This window comes from Hyphomicrobium album (assembly GCF_009708035.1).
Taxonomy (GTDB): Bacteria; Pseudomonadota; Alphaproteobacteria; order Rhizobiales; family Hyphomicrobiaceae; genus Hyphomicrobium_A; species Hyphomicrobium_A album.
Map to the genome: position 1 here is coordinate 524,378 of NZ_WMBQ01000002.1, position 20,132 is coordinate 544,509.

At 64.1% G+C, this 20,132-nt stretch carries 20 protein-coding genes and 1 other RNA gene; 9 read left to right on the top strand and 12 right to left on the bottom strand.

Annotated features, from left to right (window positions below):
- Position 1: 1 nt before the first annotated feature.
- The 5 genes from GIW81_RS14590 to GIW81_RS14610 all read right to left on the bottom strand — a co-directional run bounded on the left by GIW81_RS14590 (position 2) and on the right by GIW81_RS14610 (position 6,992).
- The gene (locus GIW81_RS14590) at positions 2-1,111 is read right to left on the bottom strand and encodes an ABC transporter permease (RefSeq protein WP_154740779.1); all 1,110 of its coding nucleotides are present in this window, start codon (positions 1,109-1,111) and stop codon (positions 2-4) included.
- 119 nt (positions 1,112-1,230) lie between these two features.
- Positions 1,231-2,352, bottom strand: coding sequence for a microcin C ABC transporter permease YejB (locus GIW81_RS14595; RefSeq protein WP_154740098.1), 1,122 nt, complete (start codon positions 2,350-2,352; stop codon positions 1,231-1,233).
- Between the two features lie 10 nt (positions 2,353-2,362).
- The gene (locus GIW81_RS14600; RefSeq protein WP_154740780.1) at positions 2,363-4,186 is read right to left on the bottom strand and encodes an extracellular solute-binding protein; all 1,824 of its coding nucleotides are present in this window, start codon (positions 4,184-4,186) and stop codon (positions 2,363-2,365) included.
- Positions 4,187-4,209: 23 nt separating this feature from the next.
- Complete coding sequence (locus tag GIW81_RS14605; RefSeq protein ID WP_324615051.1) at positions 4,210-6,252, bottom strand: extracellular solute-binding protein; 2,043 nt, start codon at positions 6,250-6,252, stop codon at positions 4,210-4,212.
- Between the two features lie 197 nt (positions 6,253-6,449).
- On the bottom strand, positions 6,450-6,992 hold the full coding sequence (locus GIW81_RS14610; protein ID WP_154740100.1) for a c-type cytochrome: 543 nt from the start codon (positions 6,990-6,992) through the stop codon (positions 6,450-6,452).
- Between the two features lie 150 nt (positions 6,993-7,142).
- Between GIW81_RS14610 and GIW81_RS14615 the strand changes: the two genes are divergently transcribed.
- Positions 7,143-7,880 (top strand): 3-deoxy-manno-octulosonate cytidylyltransferase, encoded by a 738-nt coding sequence (locus tag GIW81_RS14615; RefSeq protein ID WP_324615052.1) that lies wholly within the window; start codon positions 7,143-7,145, stop codon positions 7,878-7,880.
- Positions 7,881-7,885: 5 nt separating this feature from the next.
- Here the strand turns inward: GIW81_RS14615 and GIW81_RS14620 are convergent, their stop codons facing one another.
- From GIW81_RS14620 to GIW81_RS14630, 3 genes are all read right to left on the bottom strand, one after another.
- The gene (locus GIW81_RS14620) at positions 7,886-8,452 is read right to left on the bottom strand and encodes a hypothetical protein (RefSeq protein WP_154740101.1); all 567 of its coding nucleotides are present in this window, start codon (positions 8,450-8,452) and stop codon (positions 7,886-7,888) included.
- 5 nt (positions 8,453-8,457) lie between these two features.
- A complete protein-coding gene (locus GIW81_RS14625) occupies positions 8,458-9,597 on the bottom strand; it encodes an SMP-30/gluconolactonase/LRE family protein (protein ID WP_324615053.1) in 1,140 nt (379 codons plus the stop codon).
- Positions 9,598-9,709: 112 nt separating this feature from the next.
- Positions 9,710-10,351: a tetratricopeptide repeat protein gene (locus GIW81_RS14630; RefSeq protein ID WP_210251944.1), complete on the bottom strand. Its 642-nt coding sequence runs from the start codon at positions 10,349-10,351 to the stop codon at positions 9,710-9,712.
- Between the two features lie 219 nt (positions 10,352-10,570).
- Between GIW81_RS14630 and GIW81_RS14635 the strand changes: the two genes are divergently transcribed.
- Positions 10,571-11,476: a prephenate dehydratase gene (locus GIW81_RS14635; RefSeq protein ID WP_154740104.1), complete on the top strand. Its 906-nt coding sequence runs from the start codon at positions 10,571-10,573 to the stop codon at positions 11,474-11,476.
- A 12-nt stretch (positions 11,477-11,488) separates the two neighbouring features.
- The gene (locus GIW81_RS14640) at positions 11,489-12,238 is read left to right on the top strand and encodes an SDR family oxidoreductase (RefSeq protein WP_154740105.1); all 750 of its coding nucleotides are present in this window, start codon (positions 11,489-11,491) and stop codon (positions 12,236-12,238) included.
- Positions 12,239-12,240: 2 nt separating this feature from the next.
- Here the strand turns inward: GIW81_RS14640 and GIW81_RS14645 are convergent, their stop codons facing one another.
- The 4 genes from GIW81_RS14645 to GIW81_RS14660 all read right to left on the bottom strand — a co-directional run bounded on the left by GIW81_RS14645 (position 12,241) and on the right by GIW81_RS14660 (position 15,885).
- Entirely contained in the window at positions 12,241-12,621 is a 381-nt protein-coding gene (locus tag GIW81_RS14645; RefSeq protein WP_154740106.1) for a hypothetical protein, read from the bottom strand.
- Positions 12,622-12,635: 14 nt separating this feature from the next.
- A complete protein-coding gene (locus tag GIW81_RS14650) occupies positions 12,636-13,178 on the bottom strand; it encodes a hypothetical protein (protein ID WP_154740107.1) in 543 nt (180 codons plus the stop codon).
- 20 nt (positions 13,179-13,198) lie between these two features.
- Positions 13,199-13,708 carry a hypothetical protein gene (locus GIW81_RS14655; RefSeq protein ID WP_154740108.1) on the bottom strand — a complete coding sequence of 170 codons (510 nt, stop codon included), beginning with the start codon at positions 13,706-13,708 and terminating at the stop codon, positions 13,199-13,201.
- Positions 13,709-13,776: 68 nt separating this feature from the next.
- A complete protein-coding gene (locus tag GIW81_RS14660; protein WP_154740109.1) occupies positions 13,777-15,885 on the bottom strand; it encodes an alpha/beta hydrolase in 2,109 nt (702 codons plus the stop codon).
- A 193-nt stretch (positions 15,886-16,078) separates the two neighbouring features.
- Between GIW81_RS14660 and ffs the strand changes: the two genes are divergently transcribed.
- The 6 genes from ffs to GIW81_RS14690 all read left to right on the top strand — a co-directional run bounded on the left by ffs (position 16,079) and on the right by GIW81_RS14690 (position 20,072).
- Positions 16,079-16,174: signal recognition particle sRNA small type (gene ffs, locus GIW81_RS14665), an RNA gene on the top strand.
- Between the two features lie 220 nt (positions 16,175-16,394).
- Positions 16,395-18,233, top strand: coding sequence for a DNA polymerase III subunit gamma/tau (locus GIW81_RS14670; RefSeq protein ID WP_154740110.1), 1,839 nt, complete (start codon positions 16,395-16,397; stop codon positions 18,231-18,233).
- Between the two features lie 24 nt (positions 18,234-18,257).
- Positions 18,258-18,578: a YbaB/EbfC family nucleoid-associated protein gene (locus tag GIW81_RS14675; RefSeq protein ID WP_154740111.1), complete on the top strand. Its 321-nt coding sequence runs from the start codon at positions 18,258-18,260 to the stop codon at positions 18,576-18,578.
- Positions 18,579-18,588: 10 nt separating this feature from the next.
- Positions 18,589-19,050, top strand: a complete 462-nt coding sequence (locus GIW81_RS14680; RefSeq protein WP_154740112.1) for a YbhB/YbcL family Raf kinase inhibitor-like protein — start codon at positions 18,589-18,591, stop codon at positions 19,048-19,050.
- An 18-nt stretch (positions 19,051-19,068) separates the two neighbouring features.
- On the top strand, positions 19,069-19,806 hold the full coding sequence (locus GIW81_RS14685; protein ID WP_154740113.1) for a M15 family metallopeptidase: 738 nt from the start codon (positions 19,069-19,071) through the stop codon (positions 19,804-19,806).
- A gap of 53 nt (positions 19,807-19,859) precedes the next feature.
- Positions 19,860-20,072, top strand: a complete 213-nt coding sequence (locus tag GIW81_RS14690) for a hypothetical protein (protein WP_154740114.1) — start codon at positions 19,860-19,862, stop codon at positions 20,070-20,072.
- Positions 20,073-20,132: the final 60 nt, after the last annotated feature.

Sequence of the window (20,132 nt, forward strand, 5' to 3'; positions counted from 1 at the left end):
CCTACCGGAACGTCTTGCGCGGGTCGAATGCATCGCGCACCGCCTCGCCGATGAAGATGAATAGTGACAGCATGATCGCGAGCGAGAAGAAGCCAGTGAGGCCGAGCCACGGCGCCTCGAGGTGACGCTTGCCCTGCAAGAGGAGTTCGCCCAGCGACGGCGAGCCGGGCGGCATGCCGAGGCCGAGAAAGTCCAGCGCCGTGAGCGCGGCGACGGCGCCCGACAGCATGAATGGGAGGAAGGTGAGCGTTGCAACCATGGCGTTCGGCAGCATGTGCTTCCACATGATCTTGCGGTGTGACAGGCCGAGCGCGCGGGCCGCCTTCACGTACTCGAAGTTGCGGGCGCGCAGGAACTCGGCGCGCACCACGCCGACGAGGTTCACCCATTCGAACAGCAAAAGGATGCCGAGCAGCGTCCAGAAACCTGGGACGAGCACGGAGGAGATGATGATCAGAACGAACAGCGACGGGATCGACGACCAGATCTCCAGGAAGCGCTGGAAGATGAGATCGGTCTTGCCCCCGAAGTAGCCCTGCACGGCGCCGGCGGAGACGCCGATGATTGCCGACAGAGCCGCGAGCAAGAGTCCGAACAGCACCGAGAGGCGGAAGCCATAGATGACGCGCGCAACCACGTCGCGCCCCTGGTCGTCGAGGCCGAGCCAGTTGGTGTTGCCGAGTGCGTTGAAGCGCGCGAGCTGGTCGGCAGGGGCATCGCATAGCGGCATGCTGGTCGACCATGGCGGAGGCGCGGGGAAGCCGAGGCACAGCCCTCCCGAGCTCTTGCGGCCCGGATAGTCTTTGTTGATCGTGTCGTAGGAGTAGGAGATGGGCGGCCAGATTGCCCAGCCGTTATTCTTGATCTCGTCGAGGATCACCGGGTCCTTGTAGTCGGTGACGGCGAGGAAGCCGCCGAACTTCGATTCCGGATAGGTGGTGAGGACCGGCGACAGAAGCTCGCCCTTGTAGCTTATCAGGATCGGTCGGTCGTTGGCGATGAAGGCCGCGAACAACGAGAGGACGAACAGGACGATGAAGACGCACAAGCTCCAGTAGCCACGCCGGTTTGCCCTGAAGTTGGCAAGGCGGCGCTGGTTGATGGGGTTCATGTTGTCCAGCGACGGAAGCCGCCGCTTCAGCCAGCTCGGTACGAGCTCGCGATGCTCCTCTTTCGGGGGAGGTTGCGATTGCGGCAGCGGCGTCTCGAGCGCGCGCAGGTCATCCACCGCTACACCTCCCTGCTTTCGAAGTCGATGCGGGGATCGACGAGCGTATAGGCAAAGTCGGCGACGATGTTGAGGATGAGACCCATCAGCGAGAAGATCCACAGCGTGGCGAACACAACCGGATAGTCGCGCTTCTCAATGGATTCGAACGACAGCAGCCCGATCCCGTCGAGCGAGAAGATGGTCTCGATCAACAACGAGCCGGCGAAGAAAGCAGTTATGAATGCGCCGGGGAAGCCGGCGATGATCAGCAGCATCGCGTTGCGGAACACGTGCCCGTATAGAACCCTTTTCTCGTCGAGGCCCTTGGCCCGCGCCGTGATCACGTATTGTTTGCGGATTTCGTCGAGGAACGAGTTCTTGGTCAAGAATGTCATGGTCGTGAAGGCGGTCAACGACATCGCGATCAGCGGCAGCGTCAGATGCCAGAAGTAATCGACGACCTTGCCGAAGAGCGAGAGCTGGTCCCAGTTGTCGGACGTCAGCCCGCGCGATGGAAATATCTGCAGGAACGACGAGCCGGCAAACAAGATGAGCAGCAGCACGGCGAAGAGGAAGCCGGGGATGGCGTAGGCGACGACCAGCACCGTGCTCGACCACGTGTCGAACGGCTCGCCGTCGTGCACCGCTTTGCGGATCCCAAGCGGTATGGAGATCATGTAGGATAGCAGTAGCATCCAAATACCGAGTGAGATGGAGACCGGCAGCTTCTCCTTGATCAACTGGAGCACCGAGACGTCGCGGAAATAGCTCTGGCCGAAGTTGAAAGTGAGGTAGTTCTTCATCATGAGGAAGAAGCGCTCGTAGGCCGGCTTGTCGAAGCCGAACTGCTTCTCGAGGCTCTTGATGAACTCCGGGTCCAGACCCTGCGCGCCGCGGTACTTGGAGGTGATGGCGTCCGCCGCGCCCTGTCCAAGCTGCGCCTGACTGTTGTTGCTCGACAGCGCGTCGTTGCCGCCGCCGCCGATGCGCGAGACGATCGAAGAATCGCGGCCCGAGAGCTGGGCGAGGATTCGGTCGACGGGGCCGCCGGGCGCGAACTGGATGATGGTGAAGCTGATCAGCATGATGCCGAACAGCGTCGGGATGATCAGCAAAAGGCGCTTGAGAAGATAGGCGGCCATGAGCCTCGACTCAGTTCTTTTTCAGCTTCGCAGCTTTATCGGCGTCGTACCACCACGTGTCGATGACGCCCTCGTCGAACTTCGGCTTCACCTTGGGACGGTCGAACTCGTTCCAGAAGGCGACGTTGTGCTCTGCCTTGTACCACTGCGGCACCCAGTAGTGTCCGGCCCGCAGCACGCGATCCAGTGCCCGCGCCGCCGTGACCAGCTCCGCACGTGACTTCGCTTCTACTACCTTGGTTATGAGCGCGTCGACCACGGGATCCTTGATGCCGGCGAGGTTGAAGCTGCCGTCCATACCGGCGGCGTCCGAACCCCAGTAGCTTTTCAGCTCGACGCCCGGCGTGAGACGGAGCGCATAGCGCTGTATCGACATGTCGAAGTCGAAGGTCTTCATGCGCCGCTCGTACTGCGCCGGGTCGACGCGGCGCAGCGATGCGTTGACGCCGATACGCTTTAGGTTGTCGACGTAAGGAAGGATGATCCGGTCGAAACCGTCCTCGAAGGAGAGGATCTCGACGGTCAGCGGTTTGCCGCCGTCGCCGTAACCCGCTTCGGTCAGCAGGTCGCGCGCGCGTTTGAGGTACTGGCGGTCGCGCCCGCTCGCATCTGTCACCGGCGGCGATACCGGCTCGCCGAAGACCTCCGGCGCGAGCTTGTCCTTGAAGGGCTCGAGAAGCGCCAGCTCCTCCTTGCTCGGCAGCCCCTGCGCCTTCATGTCGGAGTTTTCAAAGAAGCTGTGGGTGCGCTTGTAAATCTCGAAAAACAAGTTCTTGTTCGACCACTCGAAATCGAAGGCGAGACCGAGCGCCTCGCGCACGCGCTGGTCCTTGAAGGGCTCGCGGCGCGTATTGATGAAGAAACCCTGCGCGCCGGAGGGCCGCCCGTCGGGCTGGGTCAGGCGTAGGAGTCGACCCTCCTTGACCGCAGGGATGTCGTAGCCGGTCGCCCAGTCGATGGAGGTGAATTCCTCGCGGAAGTTGAAGGCGGCAGACTTGAGGCCCTCCAGTTCGAGCGTGCGATCGCGATAGTACTCGTATCGCACTTCGTCGAAGTTGAAGCGCCCGCGGATGACTGGCAGATCTTTGGCCCAGTAGTCGGGGCGCCGCTTGTACGCGACGAAGGTGCCGGGTTTGAAGTTGCCGATCTCGTACGGCCCCGATCCGAGCGGCTTTTCGAGCGACGACTGGTCGAAGGGATGTTGCGTGTAGAAGGCCTTCGACAGGATCGGCAGCTCGGCGACGACCAGCGGCAGATCGCGCACGAGGTCACCTTTGAATTCGTAGCGCACCGTTTGCGGGTCGATCGCCTCCGCCTTTGCGACGTCGCGCAGCGAAATCTGGAAGTTGGGGTGCCCTTTCTCCTTCAGGGTGTTGAAGGAGAAGACCACGTCATCGGCAGTAACGGGCGTGCCGTCGGCGAACTTCGCCTCGGGCCGCATCTTGAAGACGACCGACTTCTTGTCGGCAGCAATGTCGCCGCTGCTCGCGACGAGCCCGTAGACCGCGTCGGGCTCGTCCATCGCCCGCGTCATCAGGCTGTCGAACAGGTATTCGAGCCCCTGGGCGGCGTCACCCTTGAGGAGGAAGTTGTTGAAGCTGTCGTAGGTTTTGGCGCCGCCTGTGCCGGTGGACGAGATCTTTCCGCCCTTCGGCGCATCCGGATTGACGTAGTCGAAGTGCTTGAAGTCCGCCGGATACTTGAGTTCGCCGAACGCCGACAATCCATGCCGCGGCTCGGCCGAGGAGGGGCCGGCGAACGCCGCCGCGGCGATCGCGGCGGCGGCGAGGAGGATGAGTGTCGGGTGGCGCCGTTGCTTTCTATGTACCGGCATGGGCGCTGCCTCGATCGTCGCCATTACCGGCCCCGCTTGGCGTCGATCGCTTTTTGCTTGTCGGCGTCGAACCACCAGATCTGCGACAGCGCCGCGGTCTGCGACGGGAGTTTCTCCGGGCGCCCGAACACGTCCCAATAGGCGATGCGTTCGAACGGATAGTGCCACTGCGGCACCACGTAGAAGTTCCACAAGAGCACGCGGTCGAGCGCGTGCGTCGCCGCCAGAAGCTCCTCGCGGTCCTTGGCGAACACGACCTTGTCGATCAGCTTGTCGACCGCCGGGTTCCTGATGCCGGCGGTATTGCGTGAGCCGTCGCGGTCGGCGGCGGCCGAGCCCCAGAAGTCGCGCTGCTCGTTGCCGGGCGATTCCGACTGGGCGAAGTTGTCGACGATGATGTCGTAGTCGCGCGTGTCCTCGCGCCGCTTGTACTGGGCGCCGTCGACGACGCGGATCGACGCTTTGATGCCGAGCTTCTGCAGATCCTGCACGTAGGGAAGCACGATCTTCTGGAACTCCGGCGATTGGATGAGGAACTCGGCGTCGAGCGTCTCACCCTTGTCGTTGCGGAGCAGGTTCGCCTTCGGGGCCGACGACAGGCCGACCGACCGCAAGATCGAGCAGAACGTGCCGCAGTTCGGATCCTCGACCTCGACCTCCTGCAGCTTCCAGCCCGCATCGGCGAGCAGGTTGGAGGCTTCGCGCATGTGGCTGCGGAAGGAGTCCGGGGCGTCGTTGACCGGGTTCTTCCACTCGGTGGTGAACACCTCGGCGGGAACCTCGTCTTTGACTTCGTTCAGAAGCTCGAGCTCGCGTCCCTGGGGCAGCCCCGTAGCGGCGAGCTCGGAGTTGTCGAAGTAGCCGCCGACGCGCACGTAGGAATTATAGAAGAGCTTCTTGTTGGCTTCCTCGAAGTTGAAGGCGAGCCCAAAGGCGCGGCGCACGCGCGGGTCCTGGAACTGCTTGCGGCGCTGGTTGAAGACGAACGCCTGCATCGGCGCCACGCGCTTCACCGGAATGGCTTCCTTCTTCACGAGGCCGTTGCGCAGCGCCGCGAAGTCGTAGCCGGTCGCCCAGTTGCTGGCCGTGCTCTCCGACCAATAGTCGATCTTGCCCGACTTGAACTCCTCGAACGCCGGCGTACGGTCGAGGAAGTAGGTCAGCTTGAACTCGTCGAAGTTCCACTGTCCCTTGGCAACGGGCAGATCCTTGGCCCAATAGTCCTTCACGCGCTCGTAGGTGATGGAGCGGCCGGCATCGATGCTCTTGACGCGGTAGACGCCGGAGCCCAACGGAATCTCCATGGTCGTCTTGGAAAGGTCGCGCTTCTGGCCGTCGGGGCCGTTGCCCTCCCAGAACTTCTTCGGCAGGACGCTGAGCTGGCCGACGATCTGCGGCAACTCGCGGTTTCCTTTGACGTCGAAGGTGAAGGTCACCTCGTTGTCGCCGGTCTTCTCCGCCTTGGTGACGTTCTTGTAGTAGAAGGCCGAGCGCGGGTGCGCCTTCTTCTGCTCGTCGAACGAGAAGATCACGTCCTCGGGCGTGATTGGCGAGCCGTCCTGGAAGCGTGCCTTGGGATTGAGTCCGAAGGTCACTGACGAGAAGTCGGCCGGATAGGACACCCACTCGCAGATGAGGCAGTACTCGGAAGACGGCTCGTCGGGGCTGCCGGCCATCAGCGAGTCGAACACAAGGCCGAGACCACCGGCCGGATCGCCCTTCACCGAGAACGGGTTGAGGCTGTCGAACGAGCCTTCGGCAAAGCCGCGCAGCGTGCCGCCCTTCGGGGCGTCGGGGTTGACCCAGTCGAAGTGCGGGAAGCCGGCCTGGTACTTCGGCTCGCCGATCAGCGACAGCGCGTGGCGGCGCTGGTTCGCCTCTGGGGCGGCTGACGGCACCTGGTCGGCCGGGCTCGCCTGATTGGCAGGGGGAGGCGTAGTGCTCGGCGCCGGCTGCGTTTCGGTTGCGGGGGGCGAAGGCGGCTCTTGCGCCAGGACCGGCAGAGCGATGGTCAGGCCAAAGAGGGCGACAAAGCAGGCGGCGGGGGCGTGAAGACGCGGAAGCACCAGTCGGTTTCCCTTATCTGCGAGGGGACGGAGGGCGGGGCGGTGGCGGCTCGGCCGAAAATTCGCATGGCTCAGCGCGCGCCAAGTGAGACTTGCAAGACGTAGCATCGCCCGGAGCGTCGCAAAATACGGGCCGCCGGGCGAGTTAACTTGCTGTCATTTTGGCGCTCAGGACCGCAGGTCGCGGTCCGCGCTGACTATTTCACGCTGTTAAGATAGGCGAGCAAGTCGCCGAGGTCGCCCGGATCGGCAATCCCGGGGAACAGCATCTTGGTGCCGGGGACATTTCCCTTGGGGTTGTGGATGAAGCCGGCGAGGTCTTCGAGCGTCCAGTTGCCGCCCTTGGCCTTCATCGCATCGGAATAGTTAAAGCCGGCATGGCTCGCCTTGGCGCGGCCGACGACGCCCGCGAGGTTGGGGCCGACCTTGTTGGGTCCGCCGGGATCGATCGAATGGCAAGCCTGGCACTTGCCGAAAATCTTCTGGCCGTTCGGCGCATTGCCGGCTCCGGCGGCTTCCGCCACGGCTTTGGCGTCGAAGGTGGGCGCGGCAGGTGCAGCAGCGCCACCCGCGGGTGCGGCCGCCGGCGTGGCTTCCGGCATCGGCAGCACGTAGCCCGGCTTTTCCGGCGCCTTGCCGTGCTCGGCAATTTCCAGCGCCACCTTGAAGCCGACGATCACCAGGAAGGCGGACAGAAAGGCACCGGCAATCTTGGACAGCTCGAAGGAATCGAATTGCATTTCGCCGCTCCGCCAACGTTCGCCCGGCCGGGTCGAACAATTGCCGGGACTATAGAAACTCCGCATCGGCTTGCAACCGAGCGTGCCTCCGTTCTATGTGCACCCCACCGGGACCAATTGCCTCGGCCCAACACCGATAGGTGCGGACAAGTGCCCAATACGCTCGTTGTCATTCCTGCGCGCATGCAGGCGACGCGCCTGCCCGGCAAGCCGATGGTCGATATCGCCGGCGCTCCGATGATCGTGCAGGTTTGGCGCCGCGCTATCGCCGCCAAGGCGGGCCGCGTCGTCGTAGCGACCGATGCACGCGAGGTGAAGGCGGCCATCGAGGCGGCCGGCGGTGAGGCGGTAATGACACGGGCGGATCATGCGTCCGGCTCCGACCGCATTTTCGAAGCGATCTCCATAGTGGATCCCGATGCGCGCGCCGACATTGTCGTCAACCTGCAGGGCGACCTGCCGACCCTCGAGCCGCACCTGGTTGCAGCCTGCATCGCGCCGCTCGCCGATCCGGCGACCGACATCGCGACGCTCGCTGCCGAGATCACCGAGGTGGAGGAGCGGACCAATCCCAACGTCGTCAAGGTCGTCGGCTCGCCACTCGCTTCGCCAGGCCGCCTGCGTGCGCTCTATTTCACGCGTGCCACGGCTCCGTGGGGCGACGGCCCGCTCTACCATCACATCGGCCTCTACGCCTATCGTCGCGCCGCGCTGACGCGCTTCGTGTCGCTGCCTCCTTCGCCGCTGGAGAAGCGCGAGAAGCTCGAGCAGTTGCGCGCCCTCGAAGCCGGCATGCGCATCGACGTCGCCATCGTCAACACCGTTCCACTCGGCGTCGATACTCCTGCCGACCTGGAGCGTGCCCGCCGCCTCCTGAGGGTCCGCTAAACTGCCTACCTCGCTTTCCACAGGCGGATCGTGGCGATCGAAGCCTGCGTGTAACCGAGCGGATCGGTGTCGCCTCCGTAGGGAGCTTTGCTCGTCATCGTATTGGTCGTGAGCAGCCCTCCCACATACGGAGCCGGCAATCCGCTGAGAATAAGCTGGCAGCGGACGGGAAACAGCCCGGTTTCCGGCGTATTGATTGCCAACGCCGTGCACTCGCCATTGCCGCGAAACGAAATCGAGCCGAGCTGCACTTCGGCGTAGAAGTTCTGCCGTGCTCGATCGGGGGTCGGGCCGAAGCAGGCGTGCAGGGAAGCGACGCGCGAGCCCTTTGCGTCTACGACCATACCGTCGTTGGGCCGCGAGCGAACGCTCCAGAACGAGAATACGCGCTCCGCGTCGGCCGCGAACGGCTCGAAACCCGTTTTGCTCGGCGCGCACCAGCCGGCGACGGGCTCGGAAGGCTCGCGAATGCTGCGGAGGATGTAGATGTCTTCCAGCGCGGTGGCCGGCGGTGGCCCGTCCTCGGCGAGCGCCGTGCAAGCGAACAGCGCCGTGAACATCAGTGCGCGCATGAGTATCATCGTGGAAGCCAGCCGATTGCGCGGGCGTTGAGGCTGTGGATGTAAAGGCGCTCCGCGGTCTCCGTCGCGCCGGTCGTCTCGGGATAGCCGGCAGCCGGATCCTGCAGGTCCTCGGTGACGCGGCCCTCTTCGTCGATGGCGAAAACGTGCCCGTAGGACTCGCCGAGCGGCAGCAGGAAGCGCGGTAGGCGCACCAGCATCTTGCGCATGAACGGTTTCTCGGCGAGGCCGTCGGCGGCCGGGTTGCGCGGCTTGAACAGCCCAACCCAGATGCGGCCGTCGCGCCCGCGCATGAGATTGTCGGGATAGCCCGGCAGGTTGTCGAGCAGCACCTGCGCTTGCGGCGAGCCGCTGCGCACGTCGAGGTCGCTGGCGCCCGCGTCGACCTTCCAGATGCGGTAGCGGCCCGTCTCGGTGACGAACAGGCTAAGCCCATCGGCCGACAAGGCGATGCCGTTGGCGAACGAGAGGCCGTGCGCGACAACGCGGCATCGCTTGGTCGCCGGGTCATAGGCGAGCACCCGGCCGCTGGCGGATTGCTCCATGATGTCGAGCACGCTCGCCGCGTAGGTGCCGCCCCAGTACCGCGGCGCGAAGCGCGTCGACGCATCGGTGAAATAGATGGTGCCGCCCGGCGCCACGACGATGGAGTTGGCGTATTGGATCGGATCGTCCGGGCTGACGTGGTCCGTCAGCACGCTGACGCGCGCGTCGGTCGTGATGGCGAGCAATCCCTTCATGGGGTCGGCGGCGATCATCTGTCCCGCGGCATCGAAGTCGAAGCCGAGCACCCGCCCGCCCGTCGTTGCAAATATCTCCTGCTTGCCGCCGTCGGGGTCCATGCGCAGAAGGTCGCCGCTCAACATCGCCGCGTACAACTTGCCGTCCGGCCCGATAGCGATGTGCTCCGGGCCGGACTCGTTGCCGATGTCGATCGTGCGCAGTCCGGACAAGCGCGCATTCGGTGCATATGCGCCCGTGAACCCGGGTGGCGTCTGGGCCTTCCATGGCACGGGCTCTATCGGCACCGGCCAGAAGGCAAGGTAGGCGGCCACTCCGAGAACGACGAGCGCCGCAATGGCGGCAACCCGTCTAACAATCGACCCTCTCAAACCACTTCCCCCATTTCCCGTCACGGCACTGTCATTGCGCCGTTATAGGGAGCGTAAATGCAACCAATATCACGTGGCCGTGCGGTCGTGAGGTCGGTTGCTTGCCGGATCGCATCCGCGGGGTCTCGCACGCTGCTTACTTCCTGAAGGCTTCGAGGAGCTTCTTCGCCGTCTCGTCGTACGGGTCGATCTTCAGAGCGCTCCGGTAGTCGGCTGCGGCGCGCGCCTTATCCCCTTCGGCCTCGTAGATGCGGCCGCGGCGCACGTACGCGGCGGCCGTCCCCGGATCTTGCTCGATCGCCTTCGTGAGGTCGGCGATGGCGCCGTCGGCATCGCCGGCGTCGGCGCGCGCGACACCGCGCAAGTACACGAACGACGTGTCGTTGGGATCGATGCGCATGGCTTGGTCGAAGTCGGCAACGCACTTCTCGACGTCGCCCTTTTGGCAATACGCTTCGCCGCGTTGCGCGTAGGCGTAAGTGTTGCCAGGTTCGATGGTGATCGCTTGCGTGCAATCAGCGATCGCCAGATCGTTCGCCTTGCGTTGGGTGTGGACAAGGCACCGGTTCGCATAGGCCGTCGCGAGCTTGTCCTTGCTCAACTTGCCGCCGTCGATGAGCGCCGTGCAGCCGGCGAGCGCCTCGTCCTGCGTCTTCTCCTGGTCGGCGAAGCACCAATCCTCGTGCTCGCCGGCCTGGGCACTTCCGCCCGCCATCAACGCTGCCGCCGCGACGAGAGCGAGCATTTGTATTCGGACGAGCCCCAAGGTCTTTGACATCTGCGCCCCATGCGAAAATTGTCGGCAATATTTCATTGGAGGGTTGAACGAGCGCAATACCATTTTTCGGCGGGCGGGCACCTTGTTTCGTCACCAAGCCGGCTGGAACCGGCCTCCGTGAGAGGGGGACGGCTTGCGGCCCGTTGTCGGGAAGGGCATAGAACGGCCTCCAACAATTCGGCTTCAACGCGCTCAACCCAACCCAACCCCAGTGTCTCGATGACCTTATCCAGCAAGTCCGCGGCAGACCGCATCGTCTATCAGGGCGAGCCCGGCGCCAACTCGCATCTCGCCTGCCGCGAGGCCTTTCCCGACATGGAGGCCGTCGCCTGCCCGACGTTCGAGGACGCACTGCAGGCGGTTAAGGCGGGCGAGGCGCGCCTCGCCATGATCCCGATCGAGAACTCGGTCGCCGGGCGCGTCGCCGACATCCATCACCTATTGCCGGAAGCCGATCTCTACATCGTCGGCGAGCACTTCCTGCGCGTGCGGCACCAGCTGATGGCCGCGCCGGGCGCCGACTTGAAGACGATCAAGCGCGTGCTGAGCCACACCCAGGCGCTCGGTCAGTGCCGCCGTAAGCTGATCGAGCTTGGTCTAAAGCCGGTACCGGAGGCCGACACCGCCGGCTCGGCGCGCATGGTGAGCGAAGCCAACGACCCGACGCTTGCCGCCATTGCCTCCTCGCTTGCTGCGGAGATCTACGGCCTCAAGATCCTCGTCCCTGATGTCGAGGACGAGATGCACAACACCACCCGCTTCGTCATTCTTTCGGCCGAAGCGGACGATGCCGATGCCGACGACGCCCCGGTCATCACTACCTTCATCTTCCGCGTGCGCAACGTGCCGGCCGCGCTCTACAAGGCGCTGGGTGGCTTCGCCACCAACGGCGTCAACATGACGAAGCTGGAAAGCTACCAGCTCGAGGGCACGTTCAACGCCACCATGTTCTATGCCGACATCGAAGGGCATCCGCTGGATAGAATGGTGCGCCTCGCGCTCGAGGAGCTGTCGTTCTTCTCGTCGGAGAAAAAGGTGCTCGGCACCTACCGCGCCAGCCCCTACCGCGCCGAGGCCGCGCGCCTCGCCGCCGAAGGAAAGATTCCCGTACGCCGCGTCCGCTGAGGTGAGGTCCACATGAAGCTCACAGGCAAGGTTGCGATCGTCACCGGCGCAGCTTCCGGCTTCGGCCGCGGAATAGCGGAACGTTTCCTGCTGGAAGGCGCGAGCGTCATCGCCGCCGACCTCAACGGTCAGGGCGTGCGCGAGCTGGCCGCCGGCTACGGCGACAAGGTCCACGCGGTGCAGGGCGATGTCTCGCAGAAGGCCGACGTCGACCACATCGTACGGGCGGCGACCGAGGCTTTTGGTGCGCTCGACATCATCGTCAACAACGCCGGCTTCACGCATCGAAACCAGCCGCTGCTCGAGGTGAACGAGGCCGAGTTCGACCGCATCTACGCGGTCAATGTCAAATCGATCTACCTGACGACCCTCGCGGCGGTGCCGAAGATGGAGAAGCGCGGCGGCGGCATCATTATCAATATTGCCTCCACCGCCGGGGTTCGCCCGCGTCCCGGTCTGACCTGGTACAACGGCTCGAAAGGCGCGGTGATCACGCTGACCAAATCGATGGCGGTGGAGCTCGCGCCGAAGAACATCCGCGTCAACGCCATCAACCCGGTGATGGGCGAGACGGGCATGCTCGAGCGGTTCATGGGATCCGCCGACACGCCGGAAAACCGCGCCAAGTTCCTCGCCGGCATTCCGCTGGGCCGCCTGTCGCGCCCGCACGACATCGCCAACGCGGCGATGTTCCTTGCCGACCCGGCATCGTCGTTCATCACCGGCGTCGCCCTCGAGGTCGACGGCGGCCGCTGCATCTAGCTTCAGCCCTTCGCCGGACGATCGTCAGCCGTTATGATGCGTGCGATCAGCGCGGCCGACTCCTTGATCACGGTAGGATTTTGCCAGTAGCGCAAGTGGGCGCGCATTACGTTGGTATATCGCGGCAGAAGCATCGCGCGCAAAAAACCTTCCGAATAGACGGCGCGGTCTTCAATGCGCGGTTCATTGCCGTACGCACTGTTGAGTGGCTTCAGTGGATAGCCGAGCAAATCGTTCGCGCTGAAGAAATTGATCCATTTTGCGTGCGCTCGAGTCGCCGGGCTTAGGCCGTGACCCGGAAACGCTGGCTGCCGTCCGTCTTTGAAATCGTGGGTGATGGGGTACACACGATCTGGCCCGAAGGTGAAAGTGAAGAGGGGCATATTGCTGCCCATCGTTAGCCGGCGAACGTGTCGAGGCGCCGGAAAGGCGATGCCGATTGCAGCCGGCTCGCCAGCCGGTCGGATTCCTCGCCCCACTTAACGACATCCTCCAACGGCATCTGCTTCAGTCGGTTGATGTCCCAAGCGTAGGACGAAGTTATGTGGCAGCCGAGCGAATGTGCGATGACAACAAGCGGCCGGTTGGGATCGTCGCCAGCATCTATGTCGTCTAGCGCTTGTGTGACGCGGTCCTGGATGCCGAAATAGGCCGAGTTGTCGCGCTTTCTCGTCTTCTGATAGGCCGCTGCGTCGCCCAGCCCCTCGACCACTAGGCGCCGGTAGGCGCTATCCGCCATGACGGTAGAGGCACGCGCCTGGTGCAGGTATGCCTGCGACCGCCCGCGCACGATGTCGGCCCAGAAGATCGATTTGTATTTCACAAACGGGCGAAGCTTGCGGGGCAGAGCGCGCGTTAGCCGTTCGCGCATCGAGATCGAAAAGTTGAGGTCCGTAGCGTTGATGCCGTGAACGAACGCTACCGCAACAGGGCGGGGCATCAGATACCTCTGCTAAGGAGCTAGTGTCGGCAGCCAAACCAACCGGCACGCCGCTTTACATCTTTCTTCCAACTCTGAAATGTTCCCTCGAATTCGCGCGAGGTAAGAAATTCCCCATCTAACTGGGTCGAGTGCACGTACCAGTCGTAGCGCCCTTCAAGCATGCCTTCTTCCCGCACACAGTCTTCCTTGATCACAAGAAGTGGAAGTTTGCGCGCATAGCTGAATGCGGCCTCGATCTGGTTCCACGGTGTGGTCAGGGCGCCGGTAATGGGCCGCGCCGCGTCCGAGCCGCGCCTATCGATGGCGGTCTCCAGGAATAGGCGCTCGAGAGCGATGACGAGCGTGCCGGCACAACGATCCATGAGCTCGTCGACGAGTTGCAACGGTTGCTTGTGAGTAAACTCGTTGCGACCGACGGTGCGCGAACGCAGCCCCTTGCTCGCCAGATATTCCTCGACGCTGGCGACAAACGACTCCTGCACGGGGGTGTTGGTGCGCCCGACGCTTAAGAAGACGTTGATGGCCAAGGCAGACCCCCCAAGGCGTGCCGACACAACCCCAGGATACTGCAAAGTCCGCGCACGTCCAGATTTTCCTAGGGGGTGGTGCCCGTGGCGGTGGGCTGTTGCACGGGCTGCTGTGCCGTCGGCGGACCCGCGGGTGCCGGAGCTGAAGACGGTGTGGGCGCCGGCGCCTTGCGTTTCAGCCCTTCCTGCACTGCTTCCTTGGCATCCGCCAACGGTCCCTCGGGCAGGGTCGCCCAGAACTTCTTACCGGCGATGCCCTTGTACGGCATCGTCTTGAAGACCTTGCCCTCGGGATCGCGCTGGCTCGGGTCGCCCTTAGGCTGGCCGGTGATCACTGTCTGGATGTCATTGAGGATCACCTTGTCGTCGACGTAGTCGGCGTGGGTGTACTTGAAGAACTTCCAGAAGTCGTACTCGGGAGGCGTCTTGTCGACGACGAACACGTTGCTGGCGTTGACGTAGAGCGGCTCGCCCCACGGCGTATGGCCGCCGGCGCGGTCGTTCAGCCCACGCAGGAACGACGACAGCCACAGCACCCAGTCGCCGCCCGACGTGTAGATGGTCACGCGCTGGGCGAGCTTCGCCCAGGTGAGGATCTTGGTGTTGAACACTGCCGCCGAGACGTCGGGCGCCGCGAACACCACCTGCCCCAAGCGCAGCATGCCCTCCTCGTGCCGGCGTCCGTCGAGGATGCCGCGGATGCCGCCCATGACGCGCATGAGCTGCTGCGAGCCCATGGAGTGGGCGACGATGTCGAGCGTGCGGATGTTGTTGTCGCGCAGGATCGCGGCGAGGAACGCCTGCAACGATCCCTCCGCCTCCTCGGCGTTGTCGACGTCCTGCAGGTAGCGCAGCGATTTGCTGACACTCGGCCAGGAGAACATGAAGACGCGGCCCTTGTAGTCGGCGCCGCCGGCGATCCTCGCCACCGCCTGCATCGCGTCATTGAACGAGTTGTTGTAGCCGTGGATGACGAGCAGCGCGTGCGTCGCGTCTTCTGCCGCGGACGAGTCGATGATCCGCACATAATTTTCGCTCGCGCGGTCGATCGGGTCGGTTAGCAGCTTGATGCGGGCGTTCGCCACCCGCGCGCCGCCGCGCCAGGCTCCGCGATACGTCTGATCGCCGCGCTGCATGGAGAAGCGCGGGTTCACCTGGACGCAGCCGATGCTGATCTTGTCGCTGGCCGTATTGCCGAACATGGTGGTCATGTCGCCGTCCTTATTCGCCACAGTACGGGTAGTGGCGAACACGATGCGCACGCCGCCGCGCCGCGCGCGCTTCTGCGATCCGAACACGCAGTTCTTGGTGGTGATCTCCTGCCAGCCGTTCTGGTCGTAGAAGTCGGAGGCGACGATGTTGAAGACGGCACGGGCGATCAGCGCCCAGGCGACCTCCGCCTCAGTGGGAACTGCCGTGCTGCCCGCAGTGATGAGCTTGCCGATCTGCTTCTTGATCTTGTCGAGGCGGGCAGCCGGCAGGATCTCCGGCGGCGGCGTGAAACCCTCCGGCGGCTTCATGTCGAAACGAATGTAGATGCCGCGCTGGCCGCCCTGATACTCGAACGTCATGTTGTGGAAGTAGTAGCGCGATCCCCACCGGCTGCCGGCGCCCTCGGCGATGAGCTCCGAGCCCGAGTTGTGGATGTAGGCGAGCTGCAGGGCATTGTAGGACTGGTAGCCGCGTGAGAATGAGTTGGTGGAGGACTCGCGCCCCGACACGCGGAACACGTCGATGCCGACGCGGCTGACGGCGGGGTTCTCATACTCCTGCCAGCTCAGTTCGGAGGGCTTTGCCTCCGGCGGCAGGAGGCCGGCCGGAAACGTCATCTTCAGCTGATTGACCGGGTTGATGACCTGCTTGAAGCCGATGAAGGCGTAGACCGCATTGTTGTTGTGCTTGAGCGTGTCGCACTCGGCCTCGGTGAGGACGGCTTGATCCCCTCCCGGCAAGTTGTTGGCGGTGCGGAAGTCAGAGATGGCTACGCGCATCAACTTCTCGTTGGCGCGCCCGATTTCGGCAGCGAGGAAGCCCGAGAGGATAAGCTGGCGCTGCACCTCTTTGTCGCGCAGCTGAATGTCGAGATCTTCGGCCTCGGGGCACGCGGCGTGGGCGGCCGGCGATGACAGTGCAATGAGCGTGCAAAAGCACGCAAAAAGCGACGCAACAGGCTTCATGTGCAATCTTTCCCCCCGGATGAATGCGCGGCAAGCCTATGGGGCGCTTGCTCGCCCTGTCAAATAAACCGTCTTTGGCGGTCGCCCCTTTGTGCCGCGACCCTAGAGCGGAAAAATGACAGAGCGTGGAAGGTGTTCGCGCCGCAGTGCGGGAGGGTTGTAACCTTAGGCCTCACCCTCCATAATCTCCGCGGGAGACTGGCGGCGGACGTATCCCTCGCCAACCGGGTCAGGTCCGGAAGGAAGCAGCCCTAACGATCAGGACGCGGGTCGTTCGTCAGTCTCCTCTTTATATGATCGCATCGCGTGTGGTGCTGCCGCGACCATCGCCTCCCTTTCACGTCATTCCCGCGGAGGCGGGAACCAGGCCACGCCGGGACGAGGCGCGGTTGACGTGATCCTTCTCCCGCCGCTGGGCTTTGATCGTCGGCGGCCAGGCATCGAGGTGCACTGGGTCCCCACCTCCGCGGGGATGACGTTGAGCAAGTGGGCACCGCAGCGCGACTCGCATGGCAAAAAAGAAATCGGACAGTTCAACGACGATGTCGCCTCCGAGTGATGGTGCGTCGAAGCCGTATGTCGTGCTGGCGCGGAAGTACCGCCCGCAGAGCTTCGAGGACCTGATCGGCCAGGAGGCGATGGTCAAGACGCTGCGCAACGCCATCGCGTCGGGGCGCATCGCGCAGGCCTACATGCTGACCGGCGTGCGCGGCGTCGGCAAGACCACCACCGCCCGCATCATTGCCCGCGCGTTGAACTACGAGACCGACACGATCACGGGGCCGACCTTCGACATGCCCGTGCTCGGCAAGCACTGCGCCGAGATCATGGAGAGCCGTCATCCCGACGTGATCGAAATGGACGCCGCGTCCAACACCGGCGTCGACAACATTCGTGAGCTGATCGAGAGTGCCCGCTACAAGCCGATCATCGCCCGCTACAAGGTCTTCATCATCGACGAAGTCCACATGCTGTCGAAGGGCGCCTTCAACGCTCTTTTGAAGACGCTCGAGGAACCGCCCGAGCACGTCAAGTTCATCTTCGCGACGACCGAGATCCGCAAGGTGCCGGTGACGGTGCTGTCGCGCACGCAGCGCTTCGACTTGCGCCGCGTCGACGTGCCGGCGTTGAGCGGCCACTTTGCCAACATTGTCGTCAAGGAGGCTGCCAGCGCCGATGACGACGCGCTGGCGCTCATCGCCCGCGCCGCCGAGGGCTCGGTGCGCGATGGTCTGTCGCTGCTCGATCAAGCGATCGCCCTGGGCGAGGGCGAAGTGCGCGCCGAGACGGTGCGCTCGATGCTCGGCCTCGCCGATCGCGGTCGCATCTTCGATCTGCTCGAGCAAGTGTTCCGCGGCGACGTGAAATCGGCGCTGCTGTCCTTCGACGCGTTGCATCGAGATGGCGCCGAGCCGGTGCAGCTGCTCGCCGACCTGGCGGAGGCAGTGCACGCCGCTGCCCGCGTCAAAGCCGTCGGTAGCGACGCCGGCAGCGAGGGCATGAGTGCGGAGGAAAAGCGCCGCGCCTCCGCCATCGCCGATCGGCTGTCGACGCCGCTCCTGTCGCGCGCATGGCAGATGCTGTTGAAGGGTGGCGAGGAGACGTCGGAGGCGGCGAACCCGCGCGCTGCGGCCGAAATGGTCCTTATCCGCATCGCCTACACGGCAGACCTACCAGCGCCCGACGAGCTGATCCGGATGCTCGGCGGCGAAGGCGCCCTCGTCCGCAGCGGCAAGCCGGCCGCGGCCGACAATGGCCGCACGCGCGATGCACCGCTGAACCAGGCGCCAGTGGCGAATGTGCCGGGGCCGGCCGAGGTTCTGGGCATTTCACAGTCGTCGCCCGCATCACGCGACGAGACCCTTCCAGAGGACGACAGTCTCGGGCTCGATGCCGACTACGATGCCTCTTTTGCCGATCTCGTCGGCGAGGCCCGGTCGACCGCGCTTGCCGATCCGCGCTCCTTCGACGAGGTCATCGCGCTCGCCGGCGAGCGGCGCGACATGATCCTCAAGGTGCATCTAGAAGATCGCGTCAGTCTCGTGAAGTTCGACGGTGCCGCGGGCTCGATCGATGTCTTCCTGCTGCCCGGCGCCCCCCCGCAGATGGCCAACGATCTGCGCGAGAAGCTCAACGCCTGGACATCCCGCAAGTGGGTCGTGGTGCTGTCGAAAGCCATGGGCGAGCGTCCGCGCGGCGAGGTGCGCCGTGAGCGGGAGGCGGCCGAGCTCGAGGCGCTTAAATCGCATCCGGCAGTGAAGGCGGTGCTCGACGAGTTCCCCGACGCGAAGATCGCTGACATTCGTCCGCTAATTTCACCGAGCCGCGACGAGACCGGCACCGGCTAGTTCATCCACTGGAGGCGTGCACGTATGAAGGATCTCATGGGCATGATGAAGCAGGTGGGCCAGATGCAGGCCCGCGTGCAACAGATGCAGGAAGAGCTCGCTGGCATGGAGATCGACGGCCAGTCCGGCGGCGGCCTCGTCAAAGTCACGCTCACGGGCAAGGGCGACGTGAAAAAGGTCAGCATCGATCCGAGCCTCATCAAGGCGGATGAGGCGGAGATCCTCGAGGACCTCATTGTCGCCGCTGCCGGCGATGCCAAGGGCAAGCTCGATGCGACGCTGCAGGCAAAGATGCAGGAGATGGCAGGCGGTCTGCCGCTGCCGCCGGGACTGAAGCTTTTCTAGGAGCTGCGCCATGCAGATCACGTCTTCGGCTTTCAAAGACGGTGGCGAGATCCCGGCGAAGTACACCTGCGAGGGCAAGGACCTGTCGCCGCCGCTGACGTTCTCCGATGTTCCCGAGGAGGCGAAGAGCCTGGTGCTGATCGTCGATGATCCCGATGCGCCCGATCCGGCGGCGCCGAAACTGACGTGGGTGCATTGGGTGCTTCTCGACATTCCGCCCGACACCGCAGGCCTGCCCGAAAGCGTCTCGACGCTTCCCACCGGCACGAAGGGGGGTATGAACGATTGGAAGCGCACGGACTATGGCGGTCCGTGCCCGCCGATCGGACGGCATCGCTATTTCTTCAAGCTATATGCACTCGACACCACGCTCGAGCTGACGAGCCCGACCAAGACGGCAGTGCTCTCGTCAATGGACGGGCATGTGCTTGCCGAAGCGCAGATGATCGGCACTTACCAGAAGGCCGGGTAGAAAAGCCCCGCGCGACATATGCGAAGTGCCCTGGCCGCCGCACTCCTCCTAATGGCGCACGCGGCGCATGCGGGCTCGCCGCCGCGCGGCTTCGTGGACGCTGCCACGGTCATTCCCGGTCTTGTCGTCGAGATGCGCTACACGACGCCGCAGAACTTCATCGGCCGGCCGATCCCAGGCTACAAGGCGCCGCGCTGCTATCTCACGAAACCCGCGGCGGACGCTCTAAAGTGCGCGGCCGACGGGCTACATGGCCACGGCTATGCCCTGAAGGTCTACGATTGCTATCGGCCGCAGCGGGCGGTGAATGCCTTTGTCGCCTGGGGCCGCGATCTCCGCGACCAGAAGATGAAGCAGGCCTACTACCCCGACGTCGATAAGCGCAGTCTTTTCCGCCTCAACTACATAGCCTCGCGCTCCGGCCACAGCCGCGGCAGCACGGTCGACCTCAGCATGGTGCCGCTGGAACGCAAGGTGGCGCTCGAATCCGGGAGAGCCGACATCCGCGCCTGCGATTCGAAGGCCGGCGCCCGCACCGACGATGGCAGCGCCGACATGGGCACCGGCTTCGACTGCTTCTCGGACATGTCCCACACGGCCTCACCCAGGGTCAGCGAGACGCAGCGTGCGAACCGAAACCTGCTTCGATCGTTCATGCGAGAGTGCGGCTTCTACAACAATCGTAGCGAGTGGTGGCACTACACCCTGCGCAACGAACCCTACCCCTCGACCTTTTTCGACTTCCCGGTGGAGTAACCGGTAACCACGGGCAAGTACGTTCGCCGGACGACAGAATGAGGAAACGGCAAATGGCATTCGAGGAAGTCAAGGCTGAGCTCGGCATTCTCATGACGCGCATGCAGAACGAGCCGCAGGACAAGCACGAGCTCTACCTCCAGCTGATGGAGAAGCTGAACGAGCTGAGGGCCTATGGCATGCCACTCCCGCAGGATCTCGTCGCGCTGGAGAAGGCGCTGGAGGCTGAATTCGCCGCCGAGAAGACGGCCGCCGAGGACGAGTAGCCTCGGAACGGCTGGTGCGGCCACGCGTTTCACGTGTGTCTACGCACCAGGACCACTCCC